We start from the raw sequence: 12,719 nt of genomic DNA on the forward strand, positions 1-12,719 counted from the left end.
CTTTAACGATTGCAGTCAAGGAGTGGTGCTTGTGATGCGCAAGTTTTTCGCGAACATGACGATACGCAGCAGCCTGTTGTGGGTGCTGGCGTTTTTCTCATTCATGTTGGTGATCGGGGCGGCGCTTGGCGTCCTGTCCCTGCGCATCAGCAATGGGACCCTGGCGGAGATCAAGCAGTCGCAGGAGCTGGACGACGCGGTCGGACGCGTGGTGTCCAGCTACAAGGACACCCTGAATGGCCTGGGCCGCGCGGCCTCGTCCAACTACGCCGACATCGTGCGCAATGTGGGCCAGGCGACCCTGCTGACGCAGGGCCTGTCCGCGGAAGCCACCGGCCTGCTGGAACGCGCGAAGGCGTCCATGAACAAGGGCCAGGCGGAGTTCGAGTACTACAAGACCCTGCCGCGGCCGCAGGAAGCGGCCGAGGCGCTCAAGGAAATCGACGATTCCTACGGCGCGCTGGCGCAGCAGGGCCTGGGGCCGCTGGTCGCCGCCCTGGAAAAGGCCGACATGCCGGCTTTCCAGAAACAGGTCCAGACGGTGCAGGACGCCCTGGAGGGGCGCTTTGCCCGGGCGATCGAAGGCTTCGATTTCTGGCGCGCCAGCAAGATGCTGGACGCCTACGAGGTGGCGCAGGTGCGCTACCAGTTCGTGCTGATTGCTGTCGGCGCGGGCGGCGTGCTCGCCGCGCTGCTGGTGTTCGCCACCTACGTCTTCCTGCGCCGCCGCGTGCTGCTGCCGCTGAAGGAAGCGGGGCATCACTTCGACCGCATCGCCGGCGGCGATCTGACCACCCGCGTGGACGTGCGCAATACCAACGAGATCGGCCAGTTGTTCGCCGCGCTCAAGCGCATGCAGGAAAGCCTGACCCGCACGGTGGCAACGGTGCGCCGCGGCGTGGATGAAATCAACGTGGGTTCCCACGAGATCGCCGCGGGCAACACGGACCTGTCCAGCCGCACGGAACAGCAGGCGGCGTCGCTGGAGGAAACGGCGGCGTCGATGGAAGAACTGGCCTCGACGGTGAAGCAGAACGCGGACAACGCGCGCCAGGCCAATCAACTGGCGGCCAGCGCGTCGGACGTGGCGGAACGCGGCGGCTCGGCGGTGTCGGAAGTGGTCAACACCATGCAGGAGATTTCGGCCAGCTCGCGCAAGATTTCCGAGATTGTGTCGGTGATCGACGGCATTGCTTTCCAGACCAACATCCTGGCGCTGAACGCGGCGGTGGAAGCGGCGCGGGCGGGCGAGCAGGGCAAGGGCTTCGCGGTGGTGGCGGGCGAAGTGCGCTCGCTGGCGCAGCGCAGCGCGCAGGCGGCCAAGGAAATCAAGGGCCTGATCGAGGATTCGGTCACGAAGGTCGGCGCGGGCTCGCAACAGGTGGAGCGTGCGGGCGCGACGATGCAGGAGATCGTGGCGTCGGTGAAGCGGGTGACGGACATCATGGGCGAGATCTCGGCGGCGTCCGAGGAGCAGTCCAGCGGTATCGACCAGGTCAACCGCGCGGTTTCGCAGATGGACGAGGTGACGCAGCAGAACGCGGCGCTGGTGGAAGAGGCGGCCGCGGCTGCGGGCTCGCTGCAGGAGCAGGCGCAGCGCCTGGCCGAGGCGGTTGCCGTGTTCAAGGTCAACGCGGGTGAAGTCATCGAAGTGCCGGCGCATCGCCTGTCTTCCGTGCGTTCCTCCGATGACGACTCACGCTTGCAGGCGCCCGATGCGCTTGCGCTCGGGCACTGAGGGCCGCCGTGGCAACTTCGGCCCATCCGGCGCCGTCCATGTCGGTGGACCGCCAATTCGATTTTCGCGACGCCGATTTTTCGCGCGTGCGCAAGATGATCCATGCGCACGCCGGCATTTCGCTGGGCACGCACAAACGGGAAATGGTCTACAGCCGGCTCGCGCGGCGCCTGCGCGCCCTGGGCCTGCAGGATTTCGGCAGCTACCTGGACCAGCTCGAGGACGAGCCCGGCGCCGCCGAGTGGGAAGATTTCGTCAATGCGTTGACGACCAACCTGACGGCCTTCTTCCGGGAATCGCATCATTTCCCGATCCTGGCCGATTTCGCCAAGCGGCGCGGCGGCCCGGTATCGGTGTGGTGCTGCGCGGCGTCCACCGGTGAAGAGCCGTATTCCATCGCCATGACGCTGGTGGAGGCGCTGGGCCCGCGGGCCGGGTCGAGCAGCGTGCTGGCGACGGACATCGACACCAATGTGCTGGCCCGGGCGCGGACCGGGGTCTATCCCGCGGAGCGCGTGGCGAAGATGGAAGACGAGCGCCTGCGGCGCTTCTTCCTGAAGGGGCGGGGCGCCAACGCCGGACAGGTGAGGGTGCGCCCCGAGATCGTGGACATGGTGCGCTACGAGACCCTGAACCTGTTGGCGCCGGCCTGGCCGATCGACGAGAAGTTCGACGTGATCTTCTGTCGCAACGTGATGATTTATTTCGACAAACCCACCCAGGCGAGGATCTTGGAGCGGTTTGTTCCGCTGCTCAAACCCGGCGGACTGCTGTTCGCGGGCCACTCCGAGAACTTCACCTACATCAGCCGCGACTTCCGGCTGCGGGGGCAGACGGTCTACGAATGTGCGGGCAAGGCCTGAACGGGGCAGCAAAGATGAAAAAAATAAGCGTTTTGTGTGTGGACGACTCCGCGCTGGTGCGCGGACTGATGACCGAGATCATCAATAGCCAGCCTGACATGGAAGTGGTCGCGACGGCGCCGGACCCCCTGGTGGCGCGCGAACTGATCAAGCGCCACAATCCGGACGTCCTGACGCTGGATGTGGAAATGCCCCGCATGGACGGGCTCGATTTCCTGGAAAAGCTGATGCGCCTGCGGCCGATGCCGGTCGTGATGGTGTCGTCGCTGACCGAGCGCGGCGGCGAAATCACGCTGCGAGCGCTGGAGCTGGGCGCGATCGATTTCGTGACCAAGCCCAAGCTGGGCATACGCGACGGCCTGTTGGAATACACGGAAATCATCGCGGACAAGATCCGCGCGGCATCGCGCGCCCGGCTGCGCGCGCCCGCGCCGCACGGCACGCCGGCCGCGCCCGCGCCCATGCTGCGCCGGCCGCTGTCCAGTTCGGAAAAACTGGTGATCGTCGGGGCGTCCACGGGCGGCACCGAGGCCATCCGCGAAGTGCTGCAGCCGCTGCCGCCCGACAGCCCGGCCATCCTGATCACGCAGCACATGCCCGCGGGCTTCACCCGCTCCTTCGCGCAACGGCTGGATGCGCTGTGCGCGGTGACCGTCCGCGAGGCCGTGCATGGCGACCGCGTGCTGCCGGGCCACGTGTACCTGGCGCCAGGCGGCGACACGCACATGCGGCTGGGCCGCAGCGGCGCCAACTACGTGATCGAGCTGGAGGCCAGCGAACCCGTAAACCGCCACCGCCCGTCGGTGGACGTTCTGTTCAATTCCGCGGCGGTCGCCGCCGGCAAGAACGCCATTGGCGTCATCCTGACCGGCATGGGCAAGGACGGCGCCGCGGGTATGCTGGCCATGCATCGCGCCGGGGCGCACACGATCGCGCAGGACGAGGCCAGTTGCGTGGTGTTCGGCATGCCCCGCGAGGCGATCGCCATCGGCGCCGCGGATGAAGTGGTTTCGTTGTCCGCGATGAGCGAACGCATTCTGACTCGCCTGGGCGACCGTGGCCACCGCGTTTGACGCGGGCGCACGATCGTTCCCAAGCACATTTTTTCTGGAGTAGAAATGGTAGACAAGGGCATAAAGATTCTGGTGGTGGATGATTTCCCCACCATGCGGCGGATCATCCGCAACCTGCTAAAGGAGCTGGGTTTCGAGAACGTGGATGAAGCCGAAGACGGCGCGATCGGGCTGGAAAAACTGCGCAACGGCGGTTTCCAGTTCGTCGTGTCCGACTGGAACATGCCTAATCTCGACGGCCTTGAAATGCTCAAGCAGATCCGTGCGGACGCCTCGCTGGCGTCGCTGCCGGTCCTGATGGTGACGGCCGAGGCCAAGAAGGAAAACATCGTCGCGGCGGCCCAGGCCGGCGCCAACGGTTACGTGGTCAAGCCTTTCACCGCGGCGACGCTGGAAGAGAAGCTCACCAAGATCTTCGAGAAAATTGCCGGCTGAGGTGTGCAATGAGCACGACGGAAAATGTTGACCCGGCTGAGTCCCCCGACCTGATCCACCGCATTGCGTCGCTGACGCGCATGTTGCGCGACAGCATGCGCGAACTTGGCCTGGACCAGGCGATCAAGGACGCCGCCACCGCCATCCCCGACGCCCGCGACCGCCTGCGCTACGTGGCGCAGATGACCGAGCAGGCCGCCAACCGCGTGCTGAACGCGACCGAGCAGGCCGGCCCGATCCAGGACCAGTTGTCGCGTTCGGCGCAGTCGCTGGATACGCGCTGGCAGCAATGGTACGACCAGCCGCTGGAACTGCCCGAGGCGCGCGAACTGGTGAAGGATACCCGCGCGTACCTGCAGGAAGTGCCGAAGCAGGCGCAACAGACGCAGTCGCACTTGATGGAAATCATCATGGCGCAGGATTTCCAGGACCTGACGGGCCAGGTCATCATGCGCATGATGGACGTGGTCGGCGCGATCGAGCGCGAGCTGCTGCAGGTGCTGCTGGACAACGTGCCGCAGGAGCGCCGCGAGGAGGCCAACAGCCTGCTCAACGGGCCGCAGATCAGCCCTCAGGGCAAGGCCGACGTGGTCACCAGCCAGGACCAGGTCGACGACCTGCTGGCCAGCCTGGGGTTCTAGGCCGCGCGGGCGGCGCCGGCGGACCTGCCCTCCGGCGGTGCGCGCCGCCGCGCTTCATGACGTATTCCCTAAGGGCGCGATCCGCGCCCGGCCGATAGACTTCCCGCCATAAGAATCGGGGCCTCGCAGCATGAAACAGGCGCCACGCGCGCCAGGCAACGGATGCCCATAGAAGGCGATCCGGGCCAGCACAAGGAGGTTCATCTTGGCCAGATCCGTATTCCGCCTGGGCGGCATGTGGGCATTGTTGCGCCGGCTAAACCGGGGCGACGCCATGCTGTCGGAACGCACCCTGTCTATCAGTCCGGCCGTTTGGCCGCTATACCGGTTCCTGGGGCAGATCCGCCGCCGGATCGTGACCGTGCGGCAGTCCAGCATCGAAATCGCGCTGAACGCGGCGCGCACCCAGTACCAGGCGGGACGCTGCGCGCAACTGGCGCAGGAGCAGGCGCGCGCGGCGCAGGCCCTGGCCGCGAGCGGCACGCAGATCGCGGCGCTGTCGGCGTCCACGTCCACCCACGCGCGCGAAATCTCCGAGGTATCCGGACACAACCTGCAGGCGGCGGAGCAGGCGCTGGCGGAACTGTCCGAGGTCAAGCAGCGCGTCGACCGCATGACCCGCGAGATGGGCGCTTTCACCGACGTGGTGGGCCAATTGACCGCGCGCGCCCGTTCGGTCGGCGACATCAGCAAGCTGATCAAGGAGATCGCCTTGCAGACGCAGTTGCTGGCGCTGAACGCGGGCGTGGAGGCGGCCAGGGCAGGGGATGCCGGGCGGGGTTTCGCGGTGGTGGCGAGCGAGGTCGGAAGGCTGGCCGAGCGCGTCAATTCGGCCACCAGCGACATCGCCAGGCACAGCGGGGAAATGCTGGAGCTGGTCGACAGCACCCAGCGGCAGACCGGCAGCCTGCGCGACGACGTCGATGCCTCGGGCCAGGTCCTGGACCGGACGTGTTCCGATTTCCAGCGTTTCGTGGACGATTTCGGCAGCATGAACCGCCAGGTGTCCGAAGTGGTGCAGGCGATCGGCGAGGTCGACGCCACCAACCACGGCATGAGCGAGGAAGTGGGCCGGATCGCCGCGCTGAGCGCGGACGTGCTGCAGCGCATGGGCAGCATGTCGGGCGAAATCGACCGCATCCGCCGCCAGACCGAAAGCGTGCAGGAAGTGCTGGCGGACATGCGCACCGGCAATACCGCCTTCGATGGCCTGTCCGACGCGCTCGAGGCATTCCGGGACGCGGCCGCCGGCCTGCTGGAAGCGGCCAGGAAGGGCGGGACGGACGTGTTCGACCGCCACTACCGGCGCATCCCGGGCAGCGAGCCGCCGCGCTACCACACCGCCTACGACCGCCAGATCGAGGAACCCTTGACCCGGTTGCTGGACCGGGTGCTGGAGTCGGTGCCCGGCGGCATCTACACGATCCTGGTGGACAACCGGGGCTACGCGCCGGCGCACAACAGCCGCTACTCGCACGCGCCCACCGGAGACCCCGGGCAGGACATCGTCCGAGTGCGGCACAAGCGCATCTTCGACGATCCGGTGGGCTCCCGGCTGGCCGCCAACACCGGCGCAATGCTGTTCCAGACGTATTCGCGCGACACGGGTGAAATCGTCAATGACATATCCATCCCGGTTTATTTGGGGCCGGAGCACTGGGGCGCCGTGCGGATCGGCCTGGATTACGGACGCTTCCAGGCGGCGCTGGAGGGGCGGGAGCCCGGCCACCGGGCGGTTCCCGCGGCCGGCTGACGCGGCCGGCGGGGCCGGGTCCCGGGGCGTTCCCGGCCGGGCGGCGCGGGCGGGTCCGGGACGCAGCCCGGAATAGCGCCGCTTTCCCCCCGCTTCTTGGCTTATCGCCAAGGCCCCAGGCCTCCTAGAATCTCGGCGGGCAGCTCGTAATCCCAGAATCCGCGAGCCGCAACGACACCGCAGAGCATGGCCGAAGAAAGCGACCTCGAAAAGACCGAAGCCGCCTCTCCCAGGCGCCTGGAAAAGGCGCGCGAGGAGGGGCAGATTGCGCGTTCCCGGGAACTGGGCACGTTCATGATGCTGGCCGCGGGCGTCGGGGCGGTCTGGGTGGGCGGCAGCTCGCTCTACCGGTCCCTGAGCGGGGTGCTGCGCAACAGTCTGGGGTTCGACCAGCGCATCGTCGCCGATCCCGGCGTGATGGTCGAACGGGCGGTCGACGGCTTCGGCCAGATCCTGCTGACGCTGCTGCCGATTTTCGGGTTGCTCGCGGTGGTCGCGATCCTGTCCAGCGTGCTGCTGGGCGGCATCGTCATCTCGGGCAAGCCCTTGCAGTTCAATTTTTCCAAGCTCAGCCCGCTGTCCGGGCTGAAGCGGATGTTCTCGTCGCAGACCGTGGTGGAGCTGATCAAGGCGCTGGCCAAGGCCGCGCTGGTGGGCGGCGTGGCCGTCTGGGTGATCTGGAGCTACCACGACGACATGCTGGGCCTGATGCACGTGGCGCCGTCGGCCGCGCTCATCAAGGCGCTGACGCTGGTGGCGATGTGCTGCGCCTTCATCGTGGCGTCCCTGCTGATCATCGTGATGCTGGACGTGCCGTGGCAGATCTGGAGCCACCTGAAGAAACTGCGCATGTCCAAGGAAGACGTCCGCCAGGAGCACAAGGAAAGCGAAGGGGACCCCCACGTGAAGGCGCGCATCCGGCAGCAGCAGCGCCAGGCGGCGCGGCGGCGCATGATGTCGGAAGTGCCCAGGGCGGACGTCGTGGTGACCAACCCGACCCATTACGCCGTGGCGTTGAAGTACGACGAGGACAAGCACGGGGCGCCGCGGGTGCTGGCCAAGGGCACCGGCCTGATCGCGGCCAAGATCCGCGAACTCGCGGCCGAGCACCGCATCCCCACATTGGAGGCGCCGCCGCTGGCGCGCGCCTTGCATCAACACGTCGAGCTGGGGCAGGAAATCCCGGCCGAGCTATACACCGCGGTGGCAGAAGTGCTGGCGTGGGTCTTCCAGTTGCGTTCCTGGCGATCGGGATGGGGGGCCGAGCCTATGGCCCCGACCCGCCTGGCCGTGCCCGCCGAACTGGACCCGCAGGCCAACACCGCAGCACAAGGAGTTTGAGGAATGAGCGCTTTGCTCACCATGTTGAAGAGTGGCGGCGCCACGCACGCGCGGCTGCTGGCGGGCCCGATCCTGATCGTGATGGTGCTGGGCATGATGGTGCTGCCCCTGCCCACGTTCCTGCTGGACCTGCTGTTCACCTTCAACATCGCGTTGTCCGTGATGATCCTGCTGGTGGCCATGTTCACGCGCAAGCCGCTGGACTTCGCCGCCTTCCCGGCCGTCCTGCTGTTCGCCACGCTGCTGCGCCTGTCGCTGAACGTCGCGTCCACCCGCGTGGTGCTGCTCCATGGCCACACCGGCCCGGACGCGGCGGGCAAGGTGATCGAGGCCTTCGGCCACTTCCTGGTGGGCGGCAACTTCGCCGTGGGGATCATCGTGTTCGTGATCCTGACCATCATCAACTTCATCGTCATCACCAAGGGCGCGGGCCGTATCGCGGAAGTGGGCGCGCGGTTCACGCTGGACGCCATGCCCGGCAAGCAGATGGCGATCGACGCGGACCTGAACGCGGGCCTGATCGGCGAAGACGAGGCGCGCAAGCGCCGCGCGGAAGTGGCGCAGGAATCCGATTTCTTCGGGTCCATGGACGGCGCCAGCAAGTTCGTGCGCGGCGACGCCATCGCCGGCCTGCTGATCATGGCGATCAACATCATCGGCGGCCTGATCGTGGGCGTGGCCCAGCACGATATGTCGATGAGCGATTCGGCGCGCGTCTATACGCTGCTGACCATCGGCGACGGCCTGGTCGCCCAGATCCCCGCCCTGGTGATCTCCACCGCCGCCGGCGTGGTCGTGTCGCGCGTGTCGACAGACCAGGACATCGGCCAGCAGATCATCAGCCAGTTGTTCTCCAATCCGAGCGTGCTGTTCCTGACCGCCGCCATCATCGGCATCATGGGGCTGATCCCCAACATGCCGCACGTCGCCTTCCTGACCCTGGCCGGCGCGCTGGCCTGGGGCGGCTGGCTGCTGTACAAGCGGAGGACCGCCGCCGCGGCGGCGGCCGCGGAGGTGCCCCCGCAGGCGATCACCCAGGCGCAGGCCGCCGCGGCCGAGGCCAGTTGGGACGACGTTTCCATGGTGGACCAACTGGGGCTGGAAGTGGGCTATCGCCTGATTCCGCTGGTGGACCATGCCCAGAACGGCGAGCTGCTGCACCGCATCCGCAGCCTGCGCAAGAAGTTCGCGCAGGACGTGGGCTTTCTGCCGCCGGTGGTGCACATCCGCGACAACCTGGAACTCAAGCCCAACGACTACCGCATCCTGCTGTCCGGCGTGGAAGTGGGCCATGGCGTGGCGATGCCCGGCCAGTGGCTGGCGATCGACCCGGGCGGCGTGACCATGCAAATCAAGGGCACGCCCACCACCGATCCGGCGTTCGGCCTGCCGGCGCTGTGGATCGACGGCAGCCTGCGCGACCAGGCGCAGGTGGCGGGCTACACCGTGGTGGACGCCGGCACGGTCGTGGCGACGCACTTGAACCACTTGATGCACCGCCACGGCTCGAACCTGCTGGGCCGCCAGGAAGTGCAGCAGTTGCTGGACCGCATCGGCCGCGACGCGCCCAAGCTGGTCGAGGACCTGGTGCCCAAGACGCTCTCGCTCACGGCGCTGCAAAAGGTGTTGCAGGGCCTGTTGTCGGAAGAGGTGCCGATACGCGACATGCGCACCATCATCGACACCCTGTCCGAGCATGGTCCGCGCCTGGCGGCGCTGGCCGCCGGTTCTGGCAGCCAGCCCGACATCAACGAGCTGATCGCGCTGACCCGCCGCTCGCTGGGCCGCGCCATCACGCAGCAATGGTTCCCGGGCGAGGGCGAGTTGCGCGTCATCGGCCTGGACGTGAAGCTGGAGCGCGTGCTGTCGCAGGCCATGACGACCAGCGGCGGCCTGGAGCCGGGGCTGGCCGATACGCTGCTGCGCGAAACGCAGGCGGCCGTCGAGCGGCAGGAGTCGCAGGGCAATGCGCCGGTGCTCCTGGTGTCGCCGGTGCTGCGCGCGCCGCTGTCGCGCTTCCTGCGGCACCACTTGCCGCAACTGGGCGTCTTGTCGAATACGGAAATACCCGATGAGCGCATGGTCCGCGTGACCGCGCTGATCGGCGGAGGCAATGGGGCATGAAGATAAGCCGTTTCTTTGGGATCAACAGCCGTGAAGTGATGCGGCAGGTGCGCCAGGTCCTGGGGCCGGACGCGCTGATCGTCTCGAACCGCAGCGTCGACGGCGGCGTGGAGGTGCTGGCCACCGTCGAGGGCGCTTTCGACGACGCGCCCGGGCAGACGCCGCCGCGCGAAGCGCTCGCGCAGCCCCGTCCTTCCGAGGCGCGCCCGTCCCCGGCGCCCGCCATGCCGGCCATGCCCGCGGCGCCCGTCGCGGCCTTGCCCCCGGCGGCGGGCTATATGACGCCCGCGCGCTCCATCGCGGCCTACCAGTCCGCTTACGCCGCGCCGGTGCAGGCCGAGGCCGAGATCGAGGCGCCGGCCGTCTCGGCGCCGGCTGCGCCCCTGCGCGCGGAGCCGCCGGCCATCGTTCCCGCGGCGCCGCAGCCGGCGGTGGCGCCCGCTTCCGCGGCAGCGCCGGCGATCGCCGCGCCGGCCTCCGCGCCCGCGTACGTGCCGGCCGCACCTCAATCGGCCGTGCCTCAACCGGCCGCGCCGCCGTCGATGGCCCGCATGCCGGACGCGCCGCTGCGGCAGCCCCCGGCCATGCCGCAGGCCGCCTTGCCCGGCGACGCGGCGGCCGGCCTGCAGGATGCGATCAGCGCCTTGCGCGGCGCCCTGGAAAGCCGCATGGACGGCCTGCTCTGGGGCGGTCGCCAGGGGCCGGGCCGCGAGCCCGCCGCCGCGGCGCTGTTTCGCAGCCTGCTGGATGCGGGATTCAGCACGAAGCTGGTGCGTACCCTGGTCGAACGCCTGCCGGAAGGAATGACGCCGGAAGCCGCCCTGAGCTGGGCGCGCAATGAACTGGTGACGCACCTGCCCGTGGTGCGCTCCGAAGACGAATTCCTGGGCGGCGGCGTGTATGCGCTGGTCGGGCCGACCGGCGTCGGCAAGACGACGACGCTGGCCAAGCTGGCAGCCCGCTGCGTCGCGCGCGAGGGCCGCGAGCAGGTGGCGATGCTGACCACCGACAATTTCCGGATCGGCGCGCTGGAACAATTGCAGATCTACGGCCGCCTGATGGGCGTCCCCGCCCATTCGGTGCGCGACGCGGGCGAACTTCGCCGCATCCTGGCCGAACTGGGCAACCGCAAGATCGTGCTGATCGACACCACCGGCATCAGCCAGCGCGACCGGCTGGTGGCCGAGCAGGCGGCGATGCTGTGCAACGCGGGCAAGCCCGTGCGCCGGCTGCTGGTGCTGAACGCCGCCAGCCAGGGCGATACGCTGGACGAGGTGGCCCACGCCTACCGCAACGGGGTGGGCGAGGACGTGGCCGGCTGCATCATCACCAAGCTGGACGAGGCCACCCGCCTGGGCGCGGCGCTGGACACCGCCATCCGCCACCGCCTGCCGATCCACTACATGTCGGTCGGCCAGAAGGTGCCGGAACACATGGAACTGGCCCGCGCCGACGTGCTGATCGACCGCGCGTTCTCGATGGTCGAACGGGCGCGGGCGCTCTACACCCCCAGCGAGGCGGACCTGGCGTCGCTGGTTTCGTCCTCGCGCGAAGCCGAGGGCGGCGATCCGGCCCGCCGCCGGCAATTGCTGGCCTCGGCCATCCTGCGTCCGCAGGGCGGGGCGGGTTCGATCGAAGCCGCGCAGAACCTGGACGACACCATCGCGTGGCTGGAAAGCGATCCGGCCTGCATCCAGGCGCGCGCCTCCTGGCGCGAATACGTGGGCGACGGCGCCAGCCTGGCCGCTCTGGGCGACGAGCCGCTGGAAATGGTGCGCCGCGAGTTTTCGGCCACCTGCAACCGGCATCTGCTGGCCGTGCACGGCAAGACCGGCATGAAAGGAGAAGGCCTGCCGGGCGGGACGCTGCTGAGCACGCTCCTGATGAGCGACCGGGGCGCGGCCCTGGCGGCTCCCTCGCAGCAACTGGCGCTGCCGCACGGCACGCTGTCGTCGTTCGCGCCGGCGGAGCCGGCCCAGCCGGACGCGGCCCTGGCGCTGGAGGCGCGGGTGGGCTGGCTGGGCGGGAAACTGGTGCGCCTGCCGGTCGTGCACCTCCTCGAGGCCGGCACTTCCGCGCTGTGGCCGTCCCTGACCGGGCAGGGCGTTTCCTGGGTGGCGCGCAGCGCCGGCGGCCAGCGCGTGATCCAGGACGAATGCCCCACCAACCTGAATGCGGTGGGCAAGAGCGTGGGCTATCTGCCGGTGGGCCAGCCCGGCGACATGCCCGGACTGCACAGCGTCAAGAACGGCCAGCGCGTGCCATTGGCGCTCTGGGCCTCGGGCACCGAAGTCTCGTTGCCCGGCCGCGGCGAGAGCGCGCCGGTCCGGCTGGTGTGCGCCCGGCTGATCGATACGGTCAGCGGCGAGGTGGCCGGGCAGTTGTTCGGCATGACCAATCTGCCGGCGTCCCAGGCGGACGCGGGCACGGTGGCGCGCTGGCTGGTGCTGCAGGACGAGGCCAAGGCCGGATTCCGCTATATGGCGAGCGCATGGCAGGCGCTGCCCGCCGTCGATGGGGCCCACGCGCTAGCGCGCCAGGCCCTGATCGCCGGACAGATGGGCGCCGCGTGCTGGCAACTGGCACATTCCTCGGCCGCGGAGGTCGTGCAAGGGCCCTTGTCGGGCATCATGGGAACGGAACGCAAGCTATCCGGCCGCATGCTGCCGGTGGCCTTGCTGAAAATGTACGCAATGCTGGAAATGACAGCCGCGTAGGATGGGTGGAGCGCGAGAGTTCTTAAGCAAGAAC

At 68.4% G+C, this 12,719-nt stretch carries 9 protein-coding genes; all 9 read left to right on the forward strand.

What is annotated here, in order from left to right; genetic code table 11:
- Positions 1-34: 34 nt before the first annotated feature.
- The 9 genes from WHX56_RS17740 (at position 35) to flhF (ending at position 12,685) form a co-directional block, all read left to right on the forward strand.
- Positions 35-1,738, forward strand: a complete 1,704-nt coding sequence (locus WHX56_RS17740) for a methyl-accepting chemotaxis protein (protein WP_338878532.1) — start codon at positions 35-37, stop codon at positions 1,736-1,738.
- 38 nt (positions 1,739-1,776) lie between these two features.
- Positions 1,777-2,601, forward strand: a complete 825-nt coding sequence (locus WHX56_RS17745) for a CheR family methyltransferase (RefSeq protein WP_129247099.1) — start codon at positions 1,777-1,779, stop codon at positions 2,599-2,601.
- A 14-nt stretch (positions 2,602-2,615) separates the two neighbouring features.
- Positions 2,616-3,674, forward strand: a complete 1,059-nt coding sequence (locus tag WHX56_RS17750; protein ID WP_129247088.1) for a protein-glutamate methylesterase/protein-glutamine glutaminase — start codon at positions 2,616-2,618, stop codon at positions 3,672-3,674.
- A 45-nt stretch (positions 3,675-3,719) separates the two neighbouring features.
- On the forward strand, positions 3,720-4,109 hold the full coding sequence (gene cheY / locus WHX56_RS17755; protein ID WP_006219033.1) for a chemotaxis response regulator CheY: 390 nt from the start codon (positions 3,720-3,722) through the stop codon (positions 4,107-4,109).
- Between the two features lie 8 nt (positions 4,110-4,117).
- Positions 4,118-4,750, forward strand: coding sequence for a protein phosphatase CheZ (gene cheZ / locus WHX56_RS17760; RefSeq protein ID WP_129247091.1), 633 nt, complete (start codon positions 4,118-4,120; stop codon positions 4,748-4,750).
- Between the two features lie 205 nt (positions 4,751-4,955).
- On the forward strand, positions 4,956-6,503 hold the full coding sequence (locus tag WHX56_RS17765) for a methyl-accepting chemotaxis protein (protein WP_338878533.1): 1,548 nt from the start codon (positions 4,956-4,958) through the stop codon (positions 6,501-6,503).
- 186 nt (positions 6,504-6,689) lie between these two features.
- Positions 6,690-7,844 (forward strand): flagellar biosynthesis protein FlhB, encoded by a 1,155-nt coding sequence (gene flhB / locus WHX56_RS17770; RefSeq protein WP_338878534.1) that lies wholly within the window; start codon positions 6,690-6,692, stop codon positions 7,842-7,844.
- A gap of 3 nt (positions 7,845-7,847) precedes the next feature.
- Positions 7,848-9,968, forward strand: a complete 2,121-nt coding sequence (gene flhA, locus WHX56_RS17775) for a flagellar biosynthesis protein FlhA (RefSeq protein ID WP_129247095.1) — start codon at positions 7,848-7,850, stop codon at positions 9,966-9,968.
- Complete coding sequence (gene flhF, locus WHX56_RS17780) at positions 9,965-12,685, forward strand: flagellar biosynthesis protein FlhF (RefSeq protein ID WP_338878535.1); 2,721 nt, start codon at positions 9,965-9,967, stop codon at positions 12,683-12,685. Before flhA ends, flhF begins: the two co-directional genes overlap by 4 nt.
- Positions 12,686-12,719 lie beyond the last annotated feature (34 nt).

This window comes from Achromobacter veterisilvae (assembly GCF_037619525.1).
Classification (GTDB): domain Bacteria; phylum Pseudomonadota; class Gammaproteobacteria; order Burkholderiales; family Burkholderiaceae_B; genus Achromobacter; species Achromobacter veterisilvae.

Coding starts and splice junctions, on each gene's coding strand:
- flhB (WP_338878534.1), top strand. CDS start 6,690: ATGGCCGAAGAAAGCGACCTCGAAAAGACCGAAGCCGCCTCTCCCAGG.
- WHX56_RS17750 (WP_129247088.1), top strand. CDS start 2,616: ATGAAAAAAATAAGCGTTTTGTGTGTGGACGACTCCGCGCTGGTGCGC.
- flhA (WP_129247095.1), top strand. CDS start 7,848: ATGAGCGCTTTGCTCACCATGTTGAAGAGTGGCGGCGCCACGCACGCG.
- cheY (WP_006219033.1), top strand. CDS start 3,720: ATGGTAGACAAGGGCATAAAGATTCTGGTGGTGGATGATTTCCCCACC.
- cheZ (WP_129247091.1), top strand. CDS start 4,118: ATGAGCACGACGGAAAATGTTGACCCGGCTGAGTCCCCCGACCTGATC.
- WHX56_RS17740 (WP_338878532.1), top strand. CDS start 35: ATGCGCAAGTTTTTCGCGAACATGACGATACGCAGCAGCCTGTTGTGG.
- WHX56_RS17745 (WP_129247099.1), top strand. CDS start 1,777: ATGTCGGTGGACCGCCAATTCGATTTTCGCGACGCCGATTTTTCGCGC.
- flhF (WP_338878535.1), top strand. CDS start 9,965: ATGAAGATAAGCCGTTTCTTTGGGATCAACAGCCGTGAAGTGATGCGG.